We start from the raw sequence: 25,134 nt of genomic DNA on the forward strand, positions 1-25,134 counted from the left end.
CCGCGCTCACTCCCGTTCCTCGCCCGCGCCCTCGGCGTCTCTCCCCGTCCCGTACTTCGCCGAGAAGCGCTCCGCGGGCACTTCGCCGCGGGCGACGCCGATGGCGTCGCGCACGAGTTCGAGCGTGACGCCGTCTCGGACCGGCTCGACGGCCGGCGGGTCCTCGTCGTCCATGTTCGGACCGAGGGGCCGGCGACGCCTCCGCCTCCCGCTTTACCGGTGTACCGCTTCAAGAGGAACCGCTCACCGCTCGGCGCCGTCGAAGACGTCCGTCACTAGCTTCGCCTGCGCCGTGCGGAGCCGCTGGGAGAGCGCGGACTTGCTGATCGCTAGCTCGTCGGCCAACTCGCTCAGGCGCACGTCGCGGTCGTCGTCGAAGTAGCCGCGGACGACCGCGAGTTCGAGCCCGCGCCGCTGTTTCGGCGTCAGCGAGGAGAGGTCGAAGGTGACCTGTTCGGTCGCGTCCGGTCCCTCCACGACCGCGAGCCGCACGAGCCGCACGCGGTCGACGACCTCCCGGAGCTCCCCGACCAACCGGCGGACCGCGTCGCGGTCGTCGACGTATGTCGTGACGAGGACCGTCCCGTCCTCGACGCGGCGGAAGTGCGGGACGTAGCCGAGCCGCCCGAACGCGTGACAGAGGCAGTCCTCGTCGACTTCGCCGGTCCCGCGGCGGACGTCCCCGTCCGGCGTCGTCACGTCGACCACGCACTCGTCGCCGACCGCGTTGACCGCCACCTCGGCGGCCTCGTCGGCCTCGTCGACGATCGGACAGCCGCGGTCGCCCCTCGGGTCGACGTCGAGGTCGACCCGCAGGCGGCGGTCACCCTCGGCGCCGGCGGCGTCGGACATGTCAGTCGCTACGGACGGCGTCGGTTTCATCTTTCGGCGGATTCCCGGGATCCGGCGCCGCGCCGGTCGGGTGTAAAAATGGTCGGAATCGGGGTCGAGGTCGCGTCGGAGGCGCGGGTCGGTCGCGCCTCAGTCCTCGGACTCGGGGGCGGCCTCCTCGGCGGCCGGCTCGCTCCCGCCGGCCGACTCCTCGTCGCCCTCCTCGGAGCGCGCGGCGACGAGCGCCCCGCTGGCGACGCTGTACATCGGCTCCTCGGCGGAGCGCACGCCGCTGATCGAGAACGGGATGTTCGCGTCCGCGAGGTGGTCGGCGAACAGGTCTTCGAAGCCGTTCGGGCTGGAGGTGCCGCCGGTGACGACGACGGGCACGTCGAGGCCCTCCTCGACGTCCTCCTCGTCGACCTCGCGCGTGATGTTCTCGATGACGTAATCGAGCAGGTTCTCGTAGTAGATGGCGAGCGCGCCCTCGACGCCGCCGACGTCGGTGCGGAAGTCGAGCTCGAAGTCGTCCTCCTTGATGCTCGTCACCTTGTCGACGGGCGTGCCCGTCGCCTGCGCGGTCTGCTCGTCGACCCAGTCGCCCCCGCGGGCGATGGAGAACTTCATCACGGGCACCGCGTAGTAGGCGAGACAGACGTTGGTCATCCCCGCGCCGAAGCTGATCCCGAGGCCGGTGAAGTTGTTGTCGGCCAGCTCGGAGTAGATGACCGCCATCCCCTCGTTGATCGGCTCGGGGTCGTACCCCATGTCGCCGAGCATCGACTCGAGCGTCTTCTCGTGGTACAGCGTCGTGAGCGGCGAGTCGATGGGGTCCGCCGGGCTGGAGTAGAACAGGCGCTCGTTCGGCTTCGAGGGCTCGCCGACCACTTGTTCGGTGATCAGCTTGATCATCGGGATGGCCGAGGCCTCCTCGCTGGAGAGGATGCCGTGTTGCATCGGCCGTCGGGTCTCCTTGTTGAAGATGTTCGCGAAGTTGAGGGCGTCGTCGCCGACGACGTACACCTTGTCGTCCTTGCGGATGTGGAGGACCTCGCTGCGCGAGAGCATCTGCTCGGCCATGTCGCTGTACTCGATCTCGACGAACGAGTTCCGCTGCTGTACGAACACCGTCTCCGCGCCTTCCTGTCGTCCGGAGAGGATGTTCATCGTACCGACGTCTAAGCCCTTGGCCATATTTGGGTATTTCATTTCGGACCTGATAAACGTTCGTGGCGGGTCGATCCGACCTCGCTCCCGGCCGGGCGAACGCCTTCGGGACGGGGGGTCCCCGACGGATCCCGCACCGTTTATTCCTCGCGGGCGGGAGTACGCGGACGACGTGCGAGACACCCTCCGCGGCCTCGTCCAGCTCGCCCGCCTCGGCAACTGCGTCGCGGCCGGAGTGCTCACGGCCACCGGCGCGTTCGTCGCCGGCGCGAGCGGCGCCGCCGTCCCGACCGCGCTCGCGGCCGCGACGACCGTCTTCGCGGTCGCCGCGGGCAACGCGATCAACGACTACTTCGACCGCGAGATAGACGCCGTCAACCGCCCGGACCGTCCGATCCCGCGCGGCGCCGTCCCGCCGCGGCTCGCGCTCGCGACGGCCGCGACCTGGTTCGCCGTCGCCGTCGCGGTCGCGGTCGCGCTCCCCCCGGCGGCAATCGCCATCGCCGCGGTGAACCTCGTCGCTCTGCTCACCTACACGAGCCTGTTCAAGGGGACGCCCGGCCTCGGCAACGCCCTGGTCGCCTACCTCGTCGGCTCGACGTTCCTGTTCGGCGGCGCCGCGGTCGGGAACCCGCGGGCGGTCCTCGTCCTCGCGGCGCTCGCGGGGCTCTCGACGTTCACGCGCGAGGTGATCAAAGACGTCGAGGACGTGGCCGGCGACCGCGAGGAGGGGCTCGCGACGCTCCCCATCGCGGTCGGCGAGCGCACCGCGCTGTGGATCGGCGCGGCCGCGCTCGTCGCCGCCGTCGCCGTCAGCCCCCTGCCGTACCTCTCCGGGACCCTCGGCGCGGCGTACCTCGCGGTCGTCGCGGTCGCCGACGCGGTCATGCTGTACGCCACATACGAGGGGTTCGATGACCCCGCGGCGGCGCAGCGCCGGTTCAAGTACGGCACCTTCCTCGCGGCGGCCGCCTTCGTCGTCGGGCGAGCCGCCGTGGTCGCATGAGGGAGGTCACGCAGTCGTGGTCGCGTGAGACGGGTCGCACGGCCGCTAATAGGAGAGTGGCGCGGCGAAAAAACGGTCTCGCTCGAAGCGATGCTCGACGGCGGACGGTCAGGTGACGGTCACGCGACGTTGAAGCCCTTGTCGCGGAGGAAGTCCTCCACGCGACCCGAGTGGTTCCCCTGGAGCTCGATGGCGCCGTCCTCGACGGTGCCCCCGCAGGCGAACTTCGACTTGAGATCCGACGAGAGGGAGCTCAGATCCACGTCCTTCGGGTCGAATCCTTCGATGACCGTTACCTCCTTACCGTACCTGCGCTCGTCGATGCGGATGCTGATCTGCTGGGACTCCTTCGCGACGTCCTCGCAGACGCAGAGTTCCTGGGGCAGTCCGCACGTCGAGCAGACTTCCGACATTACAGCCCGAATCTACAGGGCGCCCGTATTAAATAGTGTCGGGAAGCCCCCCGATCAGCGGACGAACCGCCCGATGAGCGGCAGTCGCTCCAGCGCGAGCCCGCGGACGGCCCGCCGGGCGGCGTCGGCCTCGGACCGCGTCACCGACCCGGCGTAGGCGGCGCGCTCGTACGCGGTCGCGACGGTCTCGACGCGCTCGTCGGCGCCGAGCGCCCGCATCGTCTCGACGTAGCGCCGCGGGGTCTCTCCCGGCCGCCGCTCGCGGTATGGCTCGGCGAGCAGCCGTTCGAGGTCGGCGAACGCCCGCTCGGCGTCCGCGGTCGGGTCGCCGCGCCGCCGCGGGAGCAACGGACCGATCCGCAGGCCCGCGCGGCTCGCGAGGCCGGTCCGCCGGACCCCCGCGACGCCGAGGCCGGCGACGAGCAGCCAGTAGAGCGCGGTCTCCGGGTCGGGGAGCGACCCGAGCGGGCCGCCGTCGCTCCCGCTCGCCTCGGCACCCGTCGCCGGGCCGGTCGCCGTCTGCGGCGCGGTCCCCGTCTGGGTCCCGTCGAGCCGCGCGATGGCTCCGGGCCCGAGCGATCCGCCGTCGCTCGCGTTCGCCGTCGCCGAGCCGTTCGTCCCGTTGGCCGACGCCCCCGCGTCGTCGGTCGCCTCCGCGTCGGTCTCGTTCGGCTCGGTCTCCGGCGTCGCGTCCGGGGCGGACGCCTCGGTGTCGACGTTCTCCGCCCCGTCGGCGCGCGCCTCCGCGAGCCGGGTGTCGCGCGCCGCGTCGCGCGGCTCCGAGGGGGTCGGGTCGAACGTCACCCAGCCGTGGTCCGGCACGTAGATAGACACCCACGCGTGGGCGTTCTGTCCGCGGACGACGTACTCGTCGTCGCCGACGCGTTCGCCGGGAGTGTAGCCCGTCTCCATCCGCGTGGGGATCCCCTGCGTCCGGAGCATCGCCGCCATCGTCGTCGCGAAGTACACGCAGTAGCCGGCGTCCATCTCGAAGAGGAACGCGTCGGCCACGTCGCCCTCGGGCCGCTCGACGGTCAGCGAGTAGTCGTACTCCGAGCGCAGGTACGCCTCGACCGCGGCCGCCCGCTCGTACGGCGACTCGGCGTCCGCGGCCGCGAGTATCTCCTCGGTCCGCTCGCCGACCCGGTCGGGCGTGCTCTCGGGCAGCTGGGTGTACCGCTCCTCGATCGCCTCGGGGTAGTCGGTGCTGGCGTTCCGGAGCGTCGCGGGGTCGGCGTCGAGGACGCGGCTCGTCACCGTCACGTCCTCGCCCGGTTCGAGCGGCGCCGCGAGCCGGAGGCCGCCGCGTTCGTCGACCTCGACCGCCCCGCCGCCCGAGACCGAGACGGGCTTCCAGGGCGCGGGCAGCGCGCCCGACACCGTTTCCGCGGTGACCGTCACGTCGACCGTCTCCGCCTCTCCCGGCGGCCCCGCCAGCGTGCCGTTCAGCGCGGAGCGCTCGCCGGTCCGCACCCAGCCGTCGCCGGTGTAGGTGTCGTACGCCCCGGTGTGCCAGTTCCGCTCGACGGGGCTCTCGATCGTGTACCGCACCTCGGGGGAGAGCCGCGTGGTGCCGATCACGTCGAGTTCGTCCTCGCCGCTCAGGCTCGACTCCAGCGTCGTCGTGCCGCGGTCGAGGCCCAGCGGCGCCGCCGCGCCCGCCGGGATCACGGTGATCGTCGCGCTCGCGACGACCATGGCGGCGACCACCAGCGCGAACGTGCCCGCGTGGCCGCGGCGCCGGCCCGGCGTCGAGAGCGTCGAGAGGCCGACGGCGAGCGCGAGCCCGACCACGCCGGCGACCGCCGCCCCCGTCTCCGCGTCGCCCGTGAGCACGAGGAAGCCGAGGGTCCCGCCGCCGACGCTCGCGGCCGCGACGTGGCGCCCGCGCCCGGCGAAGTAGCCGACGAGGAACGTCGGTACCGGCGCCACGGCGAGCACCCACACGTCCGCGAGCGCCAGCCGCAGCACGGAGAGCCCCGTCGACAGCGCGAGGAGGTCCAAGGCGACGCTCCGGACCGTGAACAGCGCGCGCTGGCTCGCGGGGATCGCGAGGAAGTACCCCGCGAGCCCCGCGGCGAACAGCACTCCGGCCAGCCACAGCGCCGTTCGCTCGCCGACGGCCCGCGCCAGCGCGACCCCGCCGAGCCCCGCGACCGCGACGACCGCCGCGGTCCGCCCCGTTCCGCCGACGACGTTCGTCACCTCGAAGAACACGGCGAGGTACGCCGCGGCGACGACCGCGACGCCGATGACCGCCGGGTCGGCCAGCCGCCGCTCGTCCCCGGCGGGACCGCCCGAGGCGAGCCGCTCCCGGACGGACGCCCCGCGGCTCACGGCGACGCCACCTCCCGTCCGTCCGGCGCCGCGTCGGCCCGGCCAGCCCCGGCGCCGTCCCCGGTCGCGCGCTCCGCCTCGGCCTCGCGGCGCAGGTCGGCGAAGGACTCGGACCGGTCGCCCGCGCGGAACCGGGCGTCGTCCGCGCCGGCGACGACCGTCACGTCGGCCTCGTCGTCGGCGACCGCGCCCGGGCCGGTCCGCGCCGCCAGCTCCAGTACCTCGCGCCGCCCGCGGCCGCCGGGGGCCGCCGAGACCCGCCCGCCGGGCAGCCGCACGTCGACGGGGACGCCGTCTTCGAGCAGCGCCAGCGCGAGGCTCACGGTCGCCCGCGCGAGCTCGTCGGCCGCGGCCGCGCTCGCGGTGCGGTCGGCGTCCGCGTCGCCGTCGCGGCCCACGCCGCCGAACGGGTCGCCGTCGCGGCCGGCGCGCCCGCCGCCGCTGACCTCCGTCCCGCCCGCGATCGTCACCCGGTTCCGCGCGGTCTCGGCCGCGAACTCCTTGACGACGATCTCGTCGCGCTTGGCGGTCGTCGCCCAGTGGACGTCGCGGACCGCGTCGCCGCGGGTGTACTCCCGCAGGCGGTCGAACTCCTCGCGCTGACGGCTCACGTCGACCGCGTCGGCCGCGTACAGCGCCCGTCGGAACCGCGCCGGGATCGGGTCGCGCGGCGGGTACACGGTCACCGCGTCGGTCTCGTCGACGAGCAGCGAGCGCTCGAAGAGGCCGAACACGTCGGTCGCGGTGAGCTCGACCGGGCCGAGCGTCCGCTCGCCGCGCTCGCGGTACGTGACGGCGTACGACACGGGCTCCGTGCCGACGGCCGCGCGGATCGGCGCCGTCGGTCCGTCGAGCCCCTCGTCGACCCGGACCCGAACGTCGGCGAGGAACGAGGACGCGCCGCCGCCGTCCCGCGCCGCCGGGCCGAACTCCAGGCGGACCTCGCGCGTCTCCCCGACGAACCCGTCGGCGGGCGTCACGTGCCGGACGGTCGGGGCGTCGACGCGCGACACCTGGACGTAGCCCGCCGCGAGCGCGATGGCGACGGGGATGACGATGGCGTCGAGCGCGCGGCCGCCGGCGGCGAGCGCGCTCGTGGCCGCGACGAGGCCGACGGCGCCGGCGACGCGCCCCCGGCGGGTGAGTTCGGGCGTCATCCGATCGAGGGCGGTGTCGGCGTCATCTCGTCACTCCACGCGGATCCGGTCGAGCGCGTCCTGAACCACGTCGGCGCCGTCGGTTCCGCCCGACTCGGTCCGGATCCGGTGCGAGAGCACGGTCGGGGCCTCCGCCTGAACGTCGTCGGGGATCACGTACCCGCGGCCCTCCAGCGCGGCGCGGGCCTGCGACGCGCGGACCAGCGCGAGGCTCCCGCGCGGGCTCGCCCCGAGCCTGGCGTTTCGGCGGGTGAACACCGCGAGCCGGGCCACGTACTCCCGGACCGCCTCCGAGGCCTCGATCTCGCCGACGATCCGGCGGGCCCGGCGCACGTCGGCGACCGTCGCCACCGGCTCCACCGCGTCGACCGGGTGGTCGCCGGTGAGCCGCCCGAGGATCGCGGCCTCCTCGTCGGTGTCCGGGTAGCCGAGCCGGATCTTCTTCGTGAAGCGGTCGACCTCCGCGACGGGCAGTTCGTAGGTCTGTCCCGGCTCGACGTCGTTCTGGGTCGCGATCACGCAGAACGGGTCCGGCAGGGCGCGGGTCGTCCCGTCGGTCGTCACCTGGTTCTCCTCCATCGCCTCCAGCAGCGCCGACTGCGTCTTCGGCGGGGCGCGGTTGATCTCGTCGCCGAGGACGACGTTCGCGAACACCGGGCCGGGCTGGAAGTCGAACTCGTCGGTGCGGCGGTTGAACACGTTGACGCCGGTCACGTCGGAGGGCAGCAGGTCGGGGGTGAACTGGACGCGCTTGAACGAGCCGTCGATCGATCGCGCGACCGACTTCGCGAGCGTCGTCTTCCCGACGCCGGGCACGTCCTCGACGAGGAGGTGCCCGCGCGCCAGCACGGTGACGAGGACGTGCTCGACGGCGTCGCGCTTGCCGACGATCACGTCCTCGACCTCCCCGACGATGCGGTCAGCGAGCGCGGCCACGTCCGCGGGGGTCTCGGGGTCGACGCCCGCGGCGGCGGCCGCCCCGCCGACCTCGCCGCCGGTCGATTCCGCCTCGCCGTCCACCGGCTCCGCGGGACCGGCGCCGAACGGCCCCGACTCTCCGGGGTCCGTCATGTTCGGCCGGCCTCGTTCGGGTCGGGCTCCCGTCCGAAGGCGACCGTGCGAATGCTCCCCGTGATCATCGATATACCACGGGTAAGGCGAGCAACGGCATATGCGTTCCGCCGGCGGCGGTCCGCTCGTCTCGGCCGATTTCGCCCCTTCGGCGCCGACGGTCGCGGGCGACGATTCGCGCCTCGCGACCGGGCCGTTCGCCGCGGACCTACGACTCCCGGACGTTCCGACCGACCGGGTCGCCGAACGACGCCGCGCCGGTCGCCGGGTCGCGCTCGTAGACGACCTCGCCCCGGACGAGGGTGACCTCCGGGAAGACGCCGCGGAGCCCCTCGAAGGGGGTCCACCCGCAGGCGCTGTGGAGCGCGGCGGCCGCTATCTCCCGCGGGTCGGCGGTGTCGACGAGGACGAGGTCGGCGTCGCGCCCCTCCGCGACCCGTCCCTTCCGGCCGAGGCCGAACGTCTCGGCGGGGTTCGCGGCGACCACGTCGCGGACGCGTTCGAGCGACAGCTCCCCGGTCCGGGCCGATTCGAGGAGGAGCGGGTACAGCGTCTCGACGCCGGGGACGCCGCTCGGCGCGTCGACGAGCCCGCGGCGCTTCTCCGCGACGGTGTGGGGCGCGTGGTCGGTCGCCACCACGTCGACCGCGCCCTGGGCGAGCCGCGCGAACAGGGCCTCGCGGCGCTCCTCCGAGCGGAGCGGCGGGTTCATCCGCCCGAACGTCCCGAGCGACCGCGCCCGCTCGCGGGAGAGGAACAGGTGGTGCGGCGTGACCTCGCAGGTCGCGTCCGCCCCGTCGTCGCGGGCCTCGACGACGGCGTCGACGGCCTCCGGCGTCGAGGTGTGCGCGACGTGGACCTGCGCGTCGCGGTCCGCGGCCGCCGCGAGCGCGCGCTCGACCGCGGCGACCTCGGCGTCGGCCGTCCGGTAGGCCGACCACGCGTCGGCGGTCGCGGCCGTGCCGACGCCCCCGAGGTCGCCGTCGAGCGCCCCCTCGTCGAACAGCGTCGCGTCCTCGGCGTGAACGGTGACGGGGGCGTCGCGCCGGGCCGCCGCGTCGAGCGCGTCGGCGAACAGGTCAGCGTCGATGCCCATGTCGCCCGTCGAGTCCGCGAGGAACACCTCGCCGAGCGCGAACAGCGGGCGGTCGAAGAGGCCCTCGGGGTCCCACTCCTCCGTGACGCCGCCGTTGATCCCGTAGTCGACGAGCGAGTCGGCCGCGAGCGCGGCCTTCTCGTCGAACGCCGCGCCGTCGACGGTGGGCGGCGAGGTGTTCGGCTGGTCGACGACGGTCGTGACGCCGCCCGCGGCCGCGCTCCGTGACCCCGAAGTCCACGTCTCCTTGTGGCTCCCGCCCGGCTCGCGGAAGTGGACGTGGACGTCGACCGCGCCCGGCAGGAGGTGCCTCCCGCGGGCCTCGATGACGCGCTCGCCGGCGTCGGCCCCGAGCCCTCCGGCGACAGCGTCGATCCGTCCGTCGTCGCCGATCCGCACGTCTCGAACCCGGCCGTCGGCCAGCGTCGCGCCCGTGATGAGCATCGTTGTCGGCCGGTCGCGGCGAGCGGGATAAACGCTGGTGGTTCCCGGTCGCGGGGTCCGCGGCGGCCCGCCACGAGGCACCGCAAGACGTTTGTCGCCGGCGCGGGCTCCCTCGCGCATGGTCGCTGCCCTCTCCGCCCTCTCGGGCGCCGCCCCTCCGCTCTCGGGTGCCCTCTCCCCGCTCTCGGGCGCGGCCGCGCCCCTCGCGGCCCCCGCCGTCGCGGACGCGGTCGTCGGCTGGCTGTGGACGGTCGCGCTGTTCCTCTTCCCCGGTATCGTCGCCGCGGGGCTGTGCGCGCCGTTCCTCGCCGCCGAGCGCCTCCGCGCGCTGTTCCGCGCCCTGCCGCCGACGGGGCGGCTCCTCCCCTCCTACCTCGGCGTCTCGGTCGGGCTCTCGGTGCCGTACCTCGCCGGGGTCGTCCTCACCGTCGCGCGCGCTGCCGAGGCGGGCCCCGCCTGGAGCTCCGGGTTCCTGCTCACGGCGCTGCTCGGCGCGGTCGCGGTCGGCCTCGTCGCGCCGGCGGTCGCCGTGTTCGGGCTCCCGCGGCTCGGGCTCAACTGGGACCCGACCGGTTACGGCGTCTCGACGTACCTCCTCCTCGGCGGCGCTGGGCTGTGGTACGCGGCCGTCGCCGCGGTCCCGCTCGTCGCGCTCGCGGTCGGGATGGCGCTGCCGGGCGGGTACTGACGGCGGCCGCCGTCGCCGCACCGCCCCGTGCCAACCGCTGCCGACGCTCCGATACGGTTTTGGGTCGTCCCGCGGAATCCCCGCCAAATGCTGTCTCGACAGTTCGTCCGGGAGAACCCCGAGGTCGTCCGCGAGGCGCTCGACAACAAGGGCGTCGACGTGGACCTCGACCGGATACTCGACGTCGACGAGGAGTGGCGGGAGCTGAAACAGCGCGGCGACGACCTGCGCCACGAGCGCAACGAGGTCTCCTCGACGATCGGCGAGCTGAAGGCGGCCGGGAAGGAGGAAGCGGCCGAAGAGGCGATCGAGCGCTCGCAGGACCTCAAGGCCGAGCTCCAGGCGATCGAGGAGCGCGCCGACGAGCTGGAGGCCGAGTTGGAGGCGTCGCTGCTCGAACTGCCCCAGATCCCGCAGGAGTCGGTCCCGGTCGGCGCCGACGAGTCCGAGAACGTCGAGCGCCGCCGCGAGGGGTTCGACGACCGCCGCGACCTCCCGGCCGACGTCGAGCCGCACTACGACATCGGCGAGGAGCTGCAGATCCTCGACTTCGAGCGCGGCGCGAAGGTCGCGGGCGGCGGCTTCTACGTCGCGAAGGGCGACGGCGCCCGCCTCGAACACGCGCTGATCCAGTTCATGCTCGACGTCCACCGCGAGCAGGGGTACGAGGACGTGTTCCCGCCGATCCCTGTCAACTCCGCGTCGATGCGCGGCACCGGCCAGCTGCCGAAGTTCACCGAGGACGCCTACCGCGTCGAGGGGACGAACGAGGAGGCGTACGACGACGACGACCTCTGGCTGCTCCCGACCGCGGAGGTGCCCGTCACGAACCTCCACCGCGACGAGATCCTCCTCGGCGAGGACCTCCCGCTGAAGTACCAGGCGTACACGCCGAACTTCCGGCAGGAGGCGGGCGAACACGGCACCGAGACTCGCGGGATCGTCCGCGTCCACCAGTTCAACAAGGTGGAGATGGTGAACTTCGTCCGGCCCGAGGAGAGCGACGAGCGCTTCGAGGGGCTCGTCGACGAGGCCGAGGAGGTCCTGCGCCGCCTCGAACTCCCCTACCGCATCCTGGAGATGTGTACCGGTGACCTCGGGTTCACGCAGGCGAAGAAGTACGACATCGAGGTGTGGGCGCCGGCCGACGACATGGACGAGGGCCCCGAGCAGGGCGGCCGCTGGCTGGAGGTCTCGTCCGTCTCGAACTTCGAGGACTTCCAGGCGCGCCGCGCCGGCATCCGGTACCGCGAGGAGCACCACGAGTCCGCGGAGTACCTCCACACCCTGAACGGCTCGGGGCTCGCGGTCCCGCGGATCGTCGTCGCCATCCTGGAGTACTACCAGAACGACGACGGCACCGTCACCGTCCCCGAGGCGCTGCGCCCGTACATGGGCGGCACCGAGGTCATCGAGGGCGGCGACGCGGTCGGCGAGTCGAAGCTGGGCGGGGAGTAGGGCACGCCCTCCGACCGCTCGCGCCCCGAAGCGGCGTCGGCGCTTCCACCTACTTCACGTCCGAACTCGACGCGCGGGAGAGCAGCACGACGGCGACTGCGCCCAACACGAGGTCGAGCCCGACGAGCACGGCGACGCCGGGCGCGACGCCGTCGAGCGTCCCGCCGAACCACGCGACGTCGATGACCGTCATCACGTCCTGGTCGATCATGAGCGAGCGAGCGGCGTCGACGCCGTAGGTCACGGGGTTGACGCGGGCGAACGTCTGGATCCACCCCGGGAGCGCTTCGAGCGGGAGGAACGCGCTCGACAGGAACAGCAGCGGGAACTGCAGCAGGTTCGCGCTGATGATCGTCGACTCCTGGTCTCGCGTGAGGATCGCGACGGCGTTCGAGAACGCGACGAACCAGAGCGAGAACAGGATCCCGACCGCGACGATCCCCGCCGCCCCGGCGACGCCGGTGACGATGTCGGCGCCGAGGAGGACGCCGAGCCCGAGAATGATCGCGATCTGGACCGCGATCCGGAACACCTCCGCGGCGGTCTTGCCGACGAAGACGGCCGTGCGGCTCATCGGCGTGACGAGCACCTTCTCGAACATGCCGTTCTCGATGTCGTTCACGAGCCCGACGCCGGAGGTGATCGCCGCCGCGAGCGCCACCTGAATGGTGATCGCCGGCACGAGATACGTCTCGTAGCTGATCCCCGGCAGCCCCCGGTTAACCGCGCCGCCCGCGACGTTTCCGAACACCTCCGTGAACAGCACGAGGAAGATGATCGGCTGGACGAGCGAGACGACGAGGACGAACGGGTTCCGCACGGCCTTGCGGTTCCACCGCTTGAAGTTCACCCACGCGTCGCCGACGAACGTGTTCCCGGAGCGCGCGCTCGACCCCGAGCGGTCGTTCGCGGGCGCGCTCATCGCGCCACCTCCTCGTCGTCGATGTCGAGCTCTTCACCGGTGATCGCGAGGAAGACGTCGTCGAGCGTCGGCGCGCGGATGTTGAACCCGGTCACCGTTACGTCCGCGTCCCGGAGCGCGACGAGGAGGTCGGTGCCGTGCTCCCGGGCCGTCTCCGCGGTGACGCTGATTCCCTCCTCGGTCTCGGCGACCGAGGCGTCCGCGAAGGCGTCGAACTCCCGCGCTATCGCCGCGGCCCGCTCGGTTGCCGTCCCGTCGCCCTCCAGTTCCACGTCGAGGACCTCACCCCCGACCTCGCGTTTGAGCTCGCTCGGGCTCCCGTCGGCGACGATCTCGCCGTCGAGGATGACCGCCAGGCGGTCGCAGAGCTGGTCCGCCTCCTCCAGGTACTGCGTCGTCAGGAAGATCGTCGTCCCGAGGTCGTTGATGCGTCGGAAGTACTCCCACAGTCGGTTGCGGGCCTTCGGGTCGAGCCCCGTCGTCGGCTCGTCCAGGAAGACGAGCGGCGGTCGATGGACCAGCGCCGTCGCGGCGTCGAGCCGCTTTTTCATCCCGCCCGAGAACTCCTCGGCCCGCTTGTCGGCCACGTCCGCCAGGTCGACGAGGTCGAGCAGTTCGTCGACCCGCTCGGACTGCTCGTCCCGCGGGACTCCGTACGCCTCGCAGGCGAACCGGATGTTCTCCGCGGCGGTGAGCTCGGGGTCGATGCTCGTCTCCTGAGCCATGTACCCGATCGACTCGCGGACCTTCCGGGAGTCGGAGCGCACGTCGAAGCCGCTGACCCGGACCGTTCCGCCGGTCGGGGACAGAAGCGTCGCGAAGACCTTGATCGTCGTCGTCTTGCCGGCCCCGTTCGGCCCCAGAAAGCCGAAGAACTCCCCCTCGGGAACGGTCATGTCGATCCCGTCGACGGCGACGGTCCCGTCCGCGTAGGTGAGTTCGAGCCCGTCGACGTCGATCGCGGCGGCGGACGCCGGCTCGCCGGCGCTGCCGTCTCGGGACCGGTCGCTCGGCCCCGCCGTGTCCTGTGTAGGCATATCCGTAGTACCGGATCCGGCGGCATATACTCCCGACTTCGAACGTCCGACGTTACTATGAAAAATGAAGTCGGCGAGCGGGGTCGACCGCTCGGTACGTCAGAGTTCGTGTTCGATCGCCCAGTGGTGGAGGTGCGCGAAGGCGGGGAACAGCGACTCCGCCTTCTCCGTCGGCGTGTACTCCACCCGGGGCGGCACCTCGTCGTACGCCTCGCGGTCGAGCAGCCCCGCCTCGGTCAGCTCCTTCAACCGCGCCGAGAGCGTGTTCGGGGCGGCGTCGAGTTCGCTCTCCAAGTCGCTGAACCGCAGCGAGTCCTCGGCGAACGCGAACGCGCTCAACACCGCCATCGTGCGCGTCTTTCCGAGGAGATCCAGGAGCTCGGCCACCGTCCGACCGATGCGCTCCTGCTCCTCCGGGGCGAACGACTCGCGGAGGGCGGTCGCCTCCGCGCGAGTCAACCCCCCGCTCAGTCCGGGCACGTCCGGCACATCGCTCTGTCCGTTCATCGAGCGATCACTGCACGCTATTGCTATTGTATCTTTGGGATACAGGCCGAATGCGGGCTAATACTTCGAAGCTTCGAAGTCACAAGTATATGTCCTCGGCGCGCTGCTCTCGGGTATGCGAATCGCAGTACTCGGTGCGTCGGGACGAACCGGCCGGCCGCTCGTCGAACAGGCGCTCGACCGCGGGCACGAGGTGGTCGCGTTCGTCCGGGACCCCGCGAGCCTCTCGTCGTCGGTCCGGGACGACGACCGGGTCGCCGTCGTCGCGGGCGACGCGTACACCGGCGACGGCGTCGACCGCGCCGTCGGCGGGGACGGGACCCCGGTCGACGCCGTCGTCAGCGTCCTCGGACAGACCGACGGGAGCCCGGACGACCTCCTCACGGCGGCCGGCGAGCACGTGCTCGCGGCGATGGACGAGCACGGCGTCGATCGCTTCGTGACGCTCGTCGGCGCGGGTGTCAGGGAGGCGGGCGAGTCGGTGAGTCTCGGCGGGAGGGTGATGGAGTCGCTCCTGAAGCTGCTGGCGCGGGCGGCCCTCGAAGACGCCCGCGACCACGTCGAGACCGTCCGGACCAGCGACGCGCGCTGGACGGTCGTTCGCGCCCCGCGCCTCACCGAGGCCGCGCACGCGGGCGCGTTCCGACACGGGACGGACCTCACGCTCGGGGTGCGCGACGCCGCCGCGCGGGCGAACGTCGCCGCGTTCGTCCTCGACTGCCTCGAAGGGGTCGAATACGTCGGCGAGATGCCGAAGGTCGCGGACGAGCGATGACCGAACGGTTACTGGTCACCGGTGCGACGGGGACCGTCGGCGATCCGCTCGTCAGAGCGCTCGCGGACCGGGACGCGTCCGTCCGCGTGGCGACCCGGAGCCCGGAGCACGCGCGGGACGCGTTCGGCGACGGCCCGGAGCCCGTGGCGTTCGACCTCGGTCGCCCCGAGACGTGGGGGGCGGCGCTGGCTGGCGTCGACCGACTTTTCCTCCTGTACCCGCCGGGGAGCGCGGTGAGCGACGTCCGCGAGTTCGCCGACGCCGCCGACCGCGTGGGCGTCGAGCACGTGGTCTTCCTCTCGATCCTCGGCGCGGAGAAGTTCCCGGTCCTCCCCCATCGTCGGATCGAGCGCCACCTCGCCGGGACCGGCATGGACCACACGTTCCTCCGCGCCTCGTGGTTCGCCCAGAACCTGAGCGAGATCCACCGCCGAGAGATCGTCGAGCGCGACGAGATATTCGTCCCGGCCGGCGACGGCGTCCTGAGCTTCACCGACGCGCGGGACGTCGCGGCGGTCGCCGCGCGGGCGCTCACCGAGTCGGGTCACGCGGACCGGGCGTACGACCTCACCGGCCCGGCCGCGCTCGACTTCGAGGAGGTGGCCGAGATATTCGCGGCGGTGCTCGACAGACCGATCGCGTACGCCGACCCGTCGCGACTGACGTTCGCGCGGCAGATGTACGAACGCGGCTTCTCCCCGGGGTTCGTCGCGTTCATGACCGCCGAGTACTCGGTCGTGCGGCTGGGTCGCTCCGGCCGGACGACGGGCGACGTCGAGGCGGTCCTCGGGCGCCCGCCGCGGACGGTCCGCGAGTTCGTCGCGGACTACGCGGACGAGTTCCGACCGTAGCGCGGCCGCGGTTTCCACCGGGGCGCCGCGAGCGCCGCTACTGGTTCTCCAGGGCGTCGAGGATACAGGCGGCGGCGATCACCGCCTCCTTGGGCACGTCGCTCGCGTCGTCGACGGTGACCGTGTAGGCGTCCCGCATCGAGAACTGCCCCTCGATGTCGCCGACGTGGCCGCCGTCGGCGTCGAATATCTCGTACTTGTTCGGGATCAGGTTCGCGGCGCCGACGAGGTGCCGGAGCGCCGACAGCAGCTTGTTCTTGGACTCGATCGTCGCCAGCGCCTCTCCCGTGTCGGGGTCGCGGACCGTCCAGTTCTCGACGAACAGCGAGTAGTCCTCGTCGAGCACGACCACCTCCTCGCCGGTGCCCGCGTCGACGATGGCGTAGTTGCCGCCGATGTCGACGATCCCGCCCGCCTTCACCGAGAAGGCGTCCTCGTCGTCCCCGGTGACGAACGGGAACTCCTCTTTCAGCTTGAACATCTTCTGTTTCCCGCGGAGGACGACGTTTCCGGCGCTGTCCCGGACGGCGTACTTGTTCCGGACCAGCGACTGTTTCACCTCGTAGCGGTCGTCGCTGAGGTCGACGGTCGAGATGTCGTACGTGCCCGACTCGGCGTCGGACGCGGAGGGAAACGGCATGGACGCGACGACGGCGAGCGGTCAAAAAAGCCTTCTGTTCGCGCCGACCCGGGCGTCAGGGCGTCAGCCGGTCGACGGCGAGCCACTCCACGTCGGCGTCGGCGGCGGGGTGGCCGCCGCCGACCTCGGTCAGGGCGAACACCATCTCCTTGCGGACGCCGCCCGCGAGCCGCACGTCGAGCGAGAGCTCTCGGGGCGAGAACTCGTGGCCCGGCCCCACCACGCGCACGAGGTGCTCGGAGTGCGGGAGGTCCTCGACGGTCTCCACGTCGAGGTACGTCCGGAAGTCGGCGCCGAACTTGAAGCCGGTCTTCGGCACCGCGTCGGCCGCGCGGAGGCGCCGGTAGACGGCGAGCCGGCGATCGAACCGCTCGCCCTCCACGTCGCGGCCGCGGGCGACGATCCGGGCGGCGACGTCCCTCGATTCCGCGTCCGCAGCCTCGGGATTCCCGACCGACGCCGACAGCGACAGGCGTCCGTCGGCGGCCAGCGACGCGGCCTCGACGAGGGAGAGCTGGAGCGCGCCCTCGACGTCGGCGGCGCGGCCGGTGAGCGGGCGCCCGTAGAAGCCGCGCTCGTACAGGTCCTCGGGGGCGTCCCAGACGACGACGCGGTCCGCGAGGAGGACGCCGCTCAGGGCCGCCGGCGGCTCGTACCCCGTCGCGCCGTCGATCGCGCCCTTCTCGGCCGCGAAGTAGGTGATGTCCGACTCCTCGTCGACGACCGCGAGCGTGCGTCCCGCGAGCCCGGCGGCCGCGACCGACTCGCGCTCGCCGACGACCTGGATCGGGTACTTCACGTTCCCCGTGTCGGGGGTCGCGCCGCGCTCGTAGGCGACGAAGTCGACCGCGTCGCTCGCCGCGTCTCGCCCGCCGGGCCACGGCTCGCGGGCGGGCGAGAGGTAGAAGCCGCGGTCGCGGAGGTCCGAGTAGACGAGGAACCGCACCGCGAAGCGGTCGGCCGCGGCGGCGCTCGCGACGAAGAAGCGCTCGAAGCCGACCGGGTCGGCGTCGGTCTCGGCGCTCCCGTCGCCGCCGAGTTCTATCCCCGAGAGGTCGCCGCGGAACAGCAGGTGGGCGGCCTCAACCCGCGAGAGCGCGATCTCGTTACCGTCGAGCGGTCGCCCGTACCCCCGGGCGTCGTAGAAGCGCTGGCGGGCGTCCCCGCCGACGCGGACCGCGTCGCCCCGCAGGTGTCCCGTCGGTTGCATACCAGCTATCGCGGCCGGCCGAGGGAAGGGGGTTGCGGTCGGTGCTCGCGGGACCGGGGCGGATCGGATCGGGCGGTGGTACACTCATAAACGAGCGGGGACGCTGCGGAGAACACCTCCAAAGCCCCAGTCGCGAGGCGGGCGCACGCTCGCCGCGCTCCTCAGTCGCTCACTTCGTTCGCTCCCTGCGGTGCTCGCGTCACCTGCGCCCGCCTCGCGACTGCCCCTTTGAGCCCCACCCCGCACCGCACCGCAACCGCACCTCACGCCTCCCCAACCTCGTCGCTGGCGCCGTCGGCGCCAGCGACTCCCTCGCGCGTGCTGGCTCGCGGTCGCCGAGGGCGACCGCTCGCAGGCACGCGCCGACCGTATCCTCTTTTATACATAATCGCCGTTCCCGCACGGCTGTTTCAATCCCACAGCTATGGTCGGGAACCGGTTCACGACGGTGTCGGACAACTGTAAAGAGCCGCCGGCGAGAACGAGTGGTATGAACGACACCGCAGGGCTCCGGCTCACGGTGCGTGCCGCCGAGAAGCGGGACGCGGGCCGGGGCATCGCCAGGCTCCCCGAGTCGGCCCGCAAGCGGCTCGCCCTCCTCAGCGGCGACACGGTCGAGGTGCGCGGCGAGCGCACCGCCGTCGCGAAGGTGTGGCCGGGCGGTCCCGACGCGCCGGACGGCTCCGTCCTCATCGACGCCGACACCCGCGCGAACGCCGGCGTGAAGGTCGGCGACACCGTGACGATAGCCCCGGTCGACGTGTCCGACGCCGACCGCGCGACGCTGACCGCTCCCGGCCGCCTCGCGGAGGTGGACGTGAGCCGCGAAGTGGTCGAGCGGGCGCTCTCTCGGGAGCTCCGCGACCGCCCCGTCACCGAGGGCGAGGCCGTCCACGTCGAGCGGCTCGGCGGCCTCCGCTTCGTGGTGGCGCGGACGTCGCCCGCGGGGACCGTCCGCATCACGGCGGCGACGGACGTGTCGGTCGAGTACGCCGGCGACGGGGCGGACGCGGGCGGCCGCGGAGGCGCGTCGGCCGACGACCGGTCCGGGTCCGCCGCCGGCTCGGGGACCGACCGCCCGGGCGACGACGCCCGTCCGAAGGGCGGCGACGCCCCGCCGGCCGAGCACACCGCGGGCGCGACCTACGAGGACATCGGGGGGTTAGACGAGGAGTTGGAGCTGGTCCGGGAGACGATCGAACTGCCGCTCTCCGAGCCGGAGGTGTTCACCCGGCTCGGCATCGACCCGCCGAAGGGCGTCCTCCTCCACGGGCCGCCGGGGACCGGGAAGACGCTCATCGCCCGCGCCGTCGCCAACGAGGTCGACGCGACGTTCATCACCGTCGACGGCCCGGAGATCATGTCGAAGTACAAGGGGGAGTCGGAGGAGCGGCTCCGCGAGGTGTTCGAGCGCGCGAGCGAGGACGCCCCGGCCATCGTCTTCTTCGACGAGATCGACTCGATCGCGGGCAAGCGCGACGACGGCGGCGACGTCGAGAACCGCGTCGTCGGCCAGCTGCTCTCGCTGATGGACGGGCTCGACGCGCGCGGCGACGTGATCGTCATCGGCGCGACGAACCGCGTCGACACCATCGACCCCGCCCTCCGGCGGGGCGGCCGGTTCGACCGCGAGATCGAGATCGGCGTCCCCGGCGAGTCCGGTCGCCGACAGATCCTCGACGTCCACACCCGCCGGATGCCGCTCGCGGACGACGTGGACTTAGACCGGATCGCGAGCCGGACGCACGGGTTCGTCGGCGCCGACATCGAGGGGCTCGCGCAGGAGGCGGCGATGACCGCGCTCCGCCGCGCCCGGGAGTCCGACTCCCGCGCGCTGAACGAGGTGACGGTCGGGAAGGCGGACTTCGAGGCCGCGCACGCGAACGTCGAGCCGAGCGCGATGCGCGAGTACGTCGCCGAGCAGCCGACGACCGACTTCGCCGACGTGGGGGGCTTAGACGACGCGAAGGCGGAGCTCGACCGCGCCGTGACGTGGCCGCTGTCGTACGGCCCGCTGTTCGACGCGGCGGGCGCGGACCCGCCGACCGGCGTCCTGCTGTACGGCCCGCCGGGGACCGGGAAGACGCTGCTCGCGCGCGCCATCGCGGGCGAGAGCGGCGTCAACTTCATCCAGGTCGCGGGGCCGGAGCTGCTCGACCGGTACGTCGGCGAGTCGGAGAAGGCGGTCCGCGAGCTGTTCGACCGGGCCCGACAGGCCGCGCCGGCCATCGTCTTCTTCGACGAGATCGACGCGGTCGCGACCGACCGCGACGCGGCCGGCGGCGACGGCTCCGGCGTGAGCGAGCGCGTCGTCTCACAGCTCCTGACCGAGCTCGACCGCGCCAGCGACAACCCGAACCTCGTCGTCCTCGCGGCGACGAACCGGCGGAACGCGCTCGACCCGGCGCTGCTCCGCCCCGGGCGCCTGGAGACCCACGTCGAGGTGCCGGAGCCGGACCGCGAGGCCCGGCGCAAGATTCTGGAGGTTCACACCCGCGACAAGCCGCTGACCGACGGGGTGGACCTGGAGCGCGTCGCCGACGAGACCGAGGGGTACTCCGGCGCGGAGATCGCCTCGCTGTCGCGGGCGGCCGCGATGCGCGCCATCGAGCGCGTCGCCGACGAGCACGGCGAGGCGGCCAACGACCACGCAGACGAGGTCGGGATCACCGGGGAGGACTTCGACGCGGCGATAGAGTCCGTCCGCCCCGAGACCGCCTGAGGCGGGCGAGCGGCCGGGTCCGTCCTCCCGGGCCGCGGCCCGCTCAGTCGTCCTCGTTCGCCTCGGCGGCCGCGTCCGCCTGCCCCTCCGCCTCCTCGGACGCCCCGTGCCCGTGCCCGCCGTGGGCGTGGCCGTCGCCGAGCGCGCCGGCGCCGAACTCGTCCACCGGCGTGACGCTGTAATCGACCGTGAGCGTGTCCTTCGTCGCGCGGACCTTCCCGACGAACGCCGATATCTCCTCTAAGCCCCCCTCCAGCACGAACAGCTCCATACAGTACTGCGAGCCGACGTGGCTGTGGAAGTTCGAGGCGACGATCCCCTCGTCCTCGTGTCGCAGCCGCATCATCCGCTCCTCGACGCTCGTCGTCTCGTAGTTGAACAGGACGGTCACCACGGCCATCAGGGCCCGGTCCTCCAGCTTGGCGTCCTCGAACTCCCCGAGGAGGTTCCGCGAGGCCTCGCGGACGACCTCGCTCCGGCCGGTGTACCCGTGCTCGTCCGCGAACCGGTCGATCCGTTCGAGCAACTCCTCCGGCATGGACACGCTGACGACTGTCATATGTTAATTCACGCCCACGGAGTTGTTAATCCTTGAGGTCCGGCCCGCGGCCCTCCGCCCCCCGCCCGCCGCCTCGCTACCTTCCGTCGTCGCCGTCGTCCCCGTCGCCGTCGTCCCCGTCGCCGCCCTCGATCCGCTCGCCGAGCCAGTCGTAGTGGGCGAGCAGCGCGGCCTCGCCCGCGTCGGTGAGCGCGTACACGTCGGCGATCCCCTCGGCCCGGCGGTCGAGGTATCCGGCCTCGACGAGCGCGGAGAGCGTGCCGTAGAAGGACCCGGGGTCGATCCGCTCGTCGTAATGCGATTCCAGCCGGCTCTTCGCCGACTGCGCGCGCAGCTCGCCGTGGTCGTACAGGAGCGCGCAGAGGTCGCGGCGCCGGCCGCTGTGGAACCACTTCGTCATGGTCGGCGCCTCGCCCCGCGGGCGGATAAATCGCTCACGACGCGTCGACCGGCTCGCCGGCGCCGAGCGGGTCGTCGCCGCTCCGGCCGGCGTCGGTCCGGCCCTCGCCGCCGACCAGTTCGTCGAGGCGGCGCACGCGCCGGTCCCCGAGGATACAGCGGCCGCGCTCGTCGTGGCTGACGCGCTCGACGTGGACCGCGTCGAGGCCGGCGTTCCAGGCGGCCGCCACGTCGCTCTCGCCGTCGCCGACGTAGTAGCCGCGGTGGCGGGCGGGGTCGACGCCGAGTTCGCTCGTCGCGGCCTCTATCGGGTCCGGCGCCGGCTTCCAGCCCGTCTCGTCGGTACAGCAGACGACCGCGTCGAAGCGGCCGCCGAGGTCGAGGCGGTCGAGGACCGGCTCGGCGAGGAACTCCTGGCAGTGGGTGACGAGGCCGGTCGGCCCGCCGACCTCGCCCACGCGGTCGAGCAGTCGCGCGGCGTCGTCGTGGAGGTACGTCGCCTCCGCGCGGGCGACCGGGTCCTCCACGGCGTGGAACGCGGGCCAGAACGCGTCGGGGTCGACCCCCATTCCGCGGAGCGTCTCGGCGCGCGACCCGCCGAGCCCGTGCCAGAGGACGCGCGCCTCGCGGTCCGAGAACTCGCGGTCGAGCCGGTCGCCGACGCGGTCGAACACCGTCCGGGTGTACTCCCACTCGGCGTCGACGAGCGTCCCGTCGAGGTCGAAGAGGTGGAAATCGTAGTCGGCGATCCGCATTCCACGTCCTTTCGCCGCCACCGGGTAAGTGCGTTGTGAAGCTCCGGCGACGGTTCGAGCGCTCAGTCGGCGCTCACGAACGGGAGTCGCACGTCGAGCGCGACGGCGACGTTGCCGACGCCGAGACCGACCAGGGCGACGCCGACGAGAACCGAGATCCGCGAGCCACCGTTTTCGAGCACCGCGAGCGCGCCGCCGGCCAGCAGCGCGAGGCCGAACCCCAACAGGGCGAGCGTCCAGAACACGTTCATCAGCGCGTCCTCGACCGCCTCCCTGACGACCCAGTAGCGGTCGGCGGCGTCGTACTCGGGGGCGTCCCCGGAAGCGCCGCGACCGGCCGCGTCGCCGGCGGTCTCGTCGCCGGCGGTCCCGCCCGCGCGGCCTGACCCGTCCGAACCTGTTTCGGTCGTCTCGTCGAGGGGAGGGCGCATACCGAACGCGTCGCCGCGAGCGGGAATAAATCTGGGCTGCGTCCCGCTGGATCAGCCCCGGACGTGGACCGACGAGCCGAGGTACTTGCGGAGGACCTCGTCGACCGAGTCGGCGTTGAACCGGCTGAGGTCGTCGGCGATCGCCGCCTTCAGCGCGTCGAGGTACGGCCCGTCGGTGCGCAGCTCCCGAAAGTCGGCGGCGACGACCTCGACGCTCCCGGCGTCCGCCAGCCCCAGCCGCTCCTCCGCCAACCGCCGGAACGACGGCTCGTCGCCGATCTCGCCGCGCCACAGGCGGTCGCGGAAGAACAGCCAGCCGTCGGTTCCGGGCTCGCTCGCGGGGAGTTCCACCGTCGTCTCGAAGCGGTCGGGGTCGACGGCGGCGGCCGGCGGGTCGAGCCGGATCGCGACGCTGACGACGTAGGCGGCCTCCATCTGCGGGCCGAAGGACCGGCGGGAGGATAAAAGTACATACCGCTCGGCCGTCTGAGTCATGGAAGATGCTGAACCGACTCCGCGGCCTCGCCGGGCGCGCGTACCGGCGACACCTCCGCCGCGAGATCGACGACGTCCCCGCCCACGTCGCCGTCATCCAGGACGGGAACCGGCGGTACGCCCGCGAGCGCGGCGACGACGCCCCGGACGGGCACCGCGCCGGCGCGGACACCACCGAGCGCGTCCTCGACTGGTGCGCCGACCTCGGCGTCTCTGAGCTCACCCTCTACGCCTTCTCCACGGAGAACTTCGAGCGCCCCGACGAGGAGCTAGAGCCCCTCTTCGACCTGTTGGAACGCAAGCTGCGCGAGTTCGCCGACGCCGACCGCGTCCACGAGCAGGGCGTCCGCGTCCGGGCTATCGGCGACGTGCCCCGCCTCCCGCCGCGGGTCCGCGACGCGGTCGCGTACGCGGAGCGGCGCACCGCCGGTAACGACCGCTTCACGCTCAACGTCGCGCTCGCGTACGGCGGCCGGACCGAGCTGCTCGACGCCGCGCGCGCCATCGCCCGGGACGTCGACGCCGGCGAGATGGCCCCCGAGGACGTCGACGTCGAGACCGTCGAGGAGCGGCTGTACGACCGGCCGATCCGCGACGTGGACCTGATCGTCCGCACCGGCGGCGACGAGCGAACGTCCAACTTCCTCCCGTGGCACGCGAACGGCAACGAGGCGGCCGTCTACTTCTGTGCGCCGTACTGGCCGGAGTTCTCCGAGGCCGACTTCCTGCGCGCGATCCGCACCTACGAGTCGCGCGAGGAGTCGTGGCAGCGCGCCCGGGCGGAGCGGGCCGCCGCGCTGGTGCGCGCGCTCGCCGAGGTCGAGTTCGCGGAGGCGCGGGCCGCCGCCGCCCGGCTCCGGGAGCGCGTCCCCCGGCTCGACGGGAGCGACCTCTCGGACGACGCCCTCGGCATCGCGGAGGGCGAGGCCGTCGGGTCGACCGACGGCGACTCGGTCGGTCGGACCGACGGCGGGACCGGCGACGCGCGCGACCCGTCGGGAGCCGACTAAGCGGCGCCGGGCGCGATCCCGGCCTCGTTCCGCGTCAGCAGGTACAGCGCGAACGACGAGAGCCAGTGCGACCCCGCGTAGTCGTCGGTGCGCACGTCCGCGGCCCCCGCCTCGGCGTGGCGGCGCGCCGCGGCGTCGAGGGGCTCTCGGAGCCGGGCCGCCACGGGGCCGGTCCGATCCGCCAGCGCGTCGCTCAGCCCGGCGAGACACCACGCGCGGGAGACGTTGAGCCCGATCAGGTGCATCGCGGCGCCGTCGCCCTCCTCCGGCTCGACGTCGACGGGCGCGAGCAGCGCGTCGTGCGGGGGCGCGCTGAGGTCGGGCAGGAACCGGCCGAGCCACGCCGCGAACGGGTCGGGGCCGAGGACGCGGCGCATGAGGTCCGCCTCGACGAGCGCCGGGGAGAGGAAGTCCCAGCCGACCGGCTCCGCGCCGACGACCGCGGCGGTGTCGTCGGCGTACAGCCGCCGCGCCGCCGCTTCGGCCTCGCGTTCGAAGGCGGCGTCGCCGACGACCCGCGCGTAGTCGAGGACGGCGGCGAGCGCGAATGCGCTGTTGCCGTGGGTCCCGACGCGCTGCGGGCGGTCGACCCCGAGGAACGACTCGCGGGTTCCGCGGCTGATCCGGTCTTCGAGCGGGCGGAGCGTCTCGCGCCACGCGTCGGCGCGGGGGTCGTCCCACAGGTCGAGCTCCGCGGCGAGGCGCAGCAGCCAGGACCAGCCGTACGGCTCCTCGAATCCGGGGTTCTCGTCGAGGTAGTCGACCTCGCGGGCGACGTTCTCGGGCGTCAATCGCTCGTCGACGCCAGCCGCGATCTCGGCCTCGTTCGGGTGGTCGGGGGCGAGCCGCAGCGCGCGGACGAGCGCCCAGTGGCTGTGGACGGCGGAGTGCCAGTCGAAGCAGCCGTAGAAGACGGGGTGCGTCTCCGAGGGGCGCGGGGGCGCCTCCGGGCCCTCCACGGTCCCCCGGTAGTGCGGGTACTCGGTCTCGACACCGTCGAGCGGGTGCGCTGCCAGCGCGGCGGCGACGGCGTCGTCGAGCGCGTCCGCGCGGCCGGCCCGGAGCGCGTCCGGCGACAGCTCCTCGAAGGCGTTCATGGCGGCGGGTCGGCGGCGCGCCTGTTCAATCGGTCGGTCGCGTGCGGCGGGGCGGC

The 25,134-nt window shown here is 72.9% G+C and carries 26 protein-coding genes; 7 read left to right on the forward strand and 19 right to left on the reverse strand.

The genetic code is table 11. The features are described from left to right. Positions 1–6: 6 nt before the first annotated feature. The 3 genes from AMR74_RS19010 to AMR74_RS04790 all read right to left on the reverse strand — a co-directional run bounded on the left by AMR74_RS19010 (position 7) and on the right by AMR74_RS04790 (position 2,025). Positions 7–174, reverse strand: coding sequence for a hypothetical protein (locus tag AMR74_RS19010; protein ID WP_158293536.1), 168 nt, complete (start codon positions 172–174; stop codon positions 7–9). Positions 175–243: 69 nt separating this feature from the next. Further along, the gene (locus AMR74_RS04785; protein ID WP_053770897.1) at positions 244–852 is read right to left on the reverse strand and encodes a helix-turn-helix domain-containing protein; all 609 of its coding nucleotides are present in this window, start codon (positions 850–852) and stop codon (positions 244–246) included. Between the two features lie 129 nt (positions 853–981). After that, complete coding sequence (locus AMR74_RS04790) at positions 982–2,025, reverse strand: cell division FtsA domain-containing protein (protein ID WP_053770898.1); 1,044 nt, start codon at positions 2,023–2,025, stop codon at positions 982–984. A 145-nt stretch (positions 2,026–2,170) separates the two neighbouring features. Here AMR74_RS04790 and AMR74_RS04795 point away from each other — a divergent pair, with 145 nt between their 5' ends. Beyond that, a complete protein-coding gene (locus AMR74_RS04795; protein WP_053770899.1) occupies positions 2,171–3,004 on the forward strand; it encodes a geranylgeranylglycerol-phosphate geranylgeranyltransferase in 834 nt (277 codons plus the stop codon). 119 nt (positions 3,005–3,123) lie between these two features. On the opposite strand, the gene yciH is transcribed toward AMR74_RS04795, so the two are convergent. The 5 genes from yciH to AMR74_RS04820 all read right to left on the reverse strand — a co-directional run bounded on the left by yciH (position 3,124) and on the right by AMR74_RS04820 (position 9,522). Next, on the reverse strand, positions 3,124–3,417 hold the full coding sequence (yciH, locus tag AMR74_RS04800) for a stress response translation initiation inhibitor YciH (RefSeq protein WP_004596695.1): 294 nt from the start codon (positions 3,415–3,417) through the stop codon (positions 3,124–3,126). 54 nt (positions 3,418–3,471) lie between these two features. Continuing rightward, entirely contained in the window at positions 3,472–5,754 is a 2,283-nt protein-coding gene (locus tag AMR74_RS04805) for a transglutaminase TgpA family protein (RefSeq protein ID WP_053770900.1), read from the reverse strand. Beyond that, on the reverse strand, positions 5,751–6,911 hold the full coding sequence (locus tag AMR74_RS04810) for a DUF58 domain-containing protein (RefSeq protein ID WP_053770901.1): 1,161 nt from the start codon (positions 6,909–6,911) through the stop codon (positions 5,751–5,753). The genes AMR74_RS04805 and AMR74_RS04810 overlap by 4 nt, the downstream gene beginning before the upstream one ends. 30 nt (positions 6,912–6,941) lie before the next feature. Continuing rightward, positions 6,942–7,982: an AAA family ATPase gene (locus tag AMR74_RS04815; protein ID WP_053770902.1), complete on the reverse strand. Its 1,041-nt coding sequence runs from the start codon at positions 7,980–7,982 to the stop codon at positions 6,942–6,944. 208 nt (positions 7,983–8,190) lie between these two features. Continuing rightward, entirely contained in the window at positions 8,191–9,522 is a 1,332-nt protein-coding gene (locus tag AMR74_RS04820) for a dihydroorotase (RefSeq protein WP_053770903.1), read from the reverse strand. A 118-nt stretch (positions 9,523–9,640) separates the two neighbouring features. Here AMR74_RS04820 and AMR74_RS04825 point away from each other — a divergent pair, with 118 nt between their 5' ends. After that, positions 9,641–10,210, forward strand: coding sequence for a hypothetical protein (locus AMR74_RS04825; protein WP_053770904.1), 570 nt, complete (start codon positions 9,641–9,643; stop codon positions 10,208–10,210). An 87-nt stretch (positions 10,211–10,297) separates the two neighbouring features. Then, entirely contained in the window at positions 10,298–11,668 is a 1,371-nt protein-coding gene (gene serS / locus AMR74_RS04830) for a serine--tRNA ligase (RefSeq protein WP_053770905.1), read from the forward strand. 49 nt (positions 11,669–11,717) lie between these two features. Here serS and AMR74_RS04835 read toward each other — a convergent pair whose 3' ends face one another. The 3 genes from AMR74_RS04835 to AMR74_RS04845 form a co-directional block, all read right to left on the reverse strand. Beyond that, positions 11,718–12,590 (reverse strand): ABC transporter permease, encoded by an 873-nt coding sequence (locus tag AMR74_RS04835; protein WP_053770906.1) that lies wholly within the window; start codon positions 12,588–12,590, stop codon positions 11,718–11,720. After that, complete coding sequence (locus tag AMR74_RS04840) at positions 12,587–13,627, reverse strand: ABC transporter ATP-binding protein (protein WP_053770907.1); 1,041 nt, start codon at positions 13,625–13,627, stop codon at positions 12,587–12,589. Before AMR74_RS04840 ends, AMR74_RS04835 begins: the two co-directional genes overlap by 4 nt. A gap of 99 nt (positions 13,628–13,726) precedes the next feature. Next, positions 13,727–14,134, reverse strand: a complete 408-nt coding sequence (locus AMR74_RS04845) for a winged helix-turn-helix transcriptional regulator (RefSeq protein WP_053770908.1) — start codon at positions 14,132–14,134, stop codon at positions 13,727–13,729. A gap of 115 nt (positions 14,135–14,249) precedes the next feature. Between AMR74_RS04845 and AMR74_RS04850 the strand changes: the two genes are divergently transcribed. After that, positions 14,250–14,909, forward strand: a complete 660-nt coding sequence (locus tag AMR74_RS04850) for an NAD(P)-dependent oxidoreductase (protein ID WP_077152245.1) — start codon at positions 14,250–14,252, stop codon at positions 14,907–14,909. Further along, a complete protein-coding gene (locus AMR74_RS04855; RefSeq protein WP_053770909.1) occupies positions 14,906–15,760 on the forward strand; it encodes an SDR family oxidoreductase in 855 nt (284 codons plus the stop codon). Before AMR74_RS04850 ends, AMR74_RS04855 begins: the two co-directional genes overlap by 4 nt. Before the next feature lie 37 nt (positions 15,761–15,797). On the opposite strand, the gene AMR74_RS04860 is transcribed toward AMR74_RS04855, so the two are convergent. Together AMR74_RS04860 and endA are read right to left on the reverse strand one after the other, a co-directional pair. Beyond that, positions 15,798–16,400 carry a hypothetical protein gene (locus AMR74_RS04860; RefSeq protein WP_053770910.1) on the reverse strand — a complete coding sequence of 201 codons (603 nt, stop codon included), beginning with the start codon at positions 16,398–16,400 and terminating at the stop codon, positions 15,798–15,800. Positions 16,401–16,455: 55 nt separating this feature from the next. Further along, the gene (endA, locus tag AMR74_RS04865; RefSeq protein ID WP_053770911.1) at positions 16,456–17,610 is read right to left on the reverse strand and encodes a tRNA-intron lyase; all 1,155 of its coding nucleotides are present in this window, start codon (positions 17,608–17,610) and stop codon (positions 16,456–16,458) included. A 490-nt stretch (positions 17,611–18,100) separates the two neighbouring features. On the opposite strand from endA, the gene AMR74_RS04870 reads away from it, so the two are divergent. Next, positions 18,101–20,332 (forward strand): AAA family ATPase, encoded by a 2,232-nt coding sequence (locus tag AMR74_RS04870; RefSeq protein ID WP_053770999.1) that lies wholly within the window; start codon positions 18,101–18,103, stop codon positions 20,330–20,332. Positions 20,333–20,375: 43 nt separating this feature from the next. Here AMR74_RS04870 and AMR74_RS04875 read toward each other — a convergent pair whose 3' ends face one another. From AMR74_RS04875 to lwrS, 5 genes are all read right to left on the reverse strand, one after another. Beyond that, positions 20,376–20,891: a CopG family ribbon-helix-helix protein gene (locus tag AMR74_RS04875; RefSeq protein ID WP_053770912.1), complete on the reverse strand. Its 516-nt coding sequence runs from the start codon at positions 20,889–20,891 to the stop codon at positions 20,376–20,378. Positions 20,892–20,967: 76 nt separating this feature from the next. Beyond that, positions 20,968–21,291, reverse strand: a complete 324-nt coding sequence (locus tag AMR74_RS04880; protein ID WP_053770913.1) for a PadR family transcriptional regulator — start codon at positions 21,289–21,291, stop codon at positions 20,968–20,970. 34 nt (positions 21,292–21,325) lie between these two features. Further along, a complete protein-coding gene (locus AMR74_RS04885; RefSeq protein WP_053770914.1) occupies positions 21,326–22,045 on the reverse strand; it encodes an HAD family hydrolase in 720 nt (239 codons plus the stop codon). Positions 22,046–22,107: 62 nt separating this feature from the next. Then, the gene (locus tag AMR74_RS04890) at positions 22,108–22,476 is read right to left on the reverse strand and encodes a hypothetical protein (protein WP_053770915.1); all 369 of its coding nucleotides are present in this window, start codon (positions 22,474–22,476) and stop codon (positions 22,108–22,110) included. A gap of 51 nt (positions 22,477–22,527) precedes the next feature. Next, on the reverse strand, positions 22,528–22,911 hold the full coding sequence (lwrS, locus tag AMR74_RS04895; protein ID WP_053770916.1) for an LWR-salt protein: 384 nt from the start codon (positions 22,909–22,911) through the stop codon (positions 22,528–22,530). A 65-nt stretch (positions 22,912–22,976) separates the two neighbouring features. Between lwrS and uppS the strand changes: the two genes are divergently transcribed. After that, positions 22,977–23,981, forward strand: coding sequence for a polyprenyl diphosphate synthase (gene uppS, locus AMR74_RS04900; protein ID WP_053770917.1), 1,005 nt, complete (start codon positions 22,977–22,979; stop codon positions 23,979–23,981). Here the strand turns inward: uppS and AMR74_RS04905 are convergent. Further along, the gene (locus tag AMR74_RS04905; RefSeq protein ID WP_053770918.1) at positions 23,978–25,078 is read right to left on the reverse strand and encodes a DUF2891 domain-containing protein; all 1,101 of its coding nucleotides are present in this window, start codon (positions 25,076–25,078) and stop codon (positions 23,978–23,980) included. The genes uppS and AMR74_RS04905 overlap by 4 nt on opposite strands. Positions 25,079–25,134: the final 56 nt, after the last annotated feature.

The organism is Halorubrum tropicale (assembly GCF_001280455.1).
Classification (GTDB): Archaea; Halobacteriota; Halobacteria; order Halobacteriales; family Haloferacaceae; genus Halorubrum; species Halorubrum tropicale.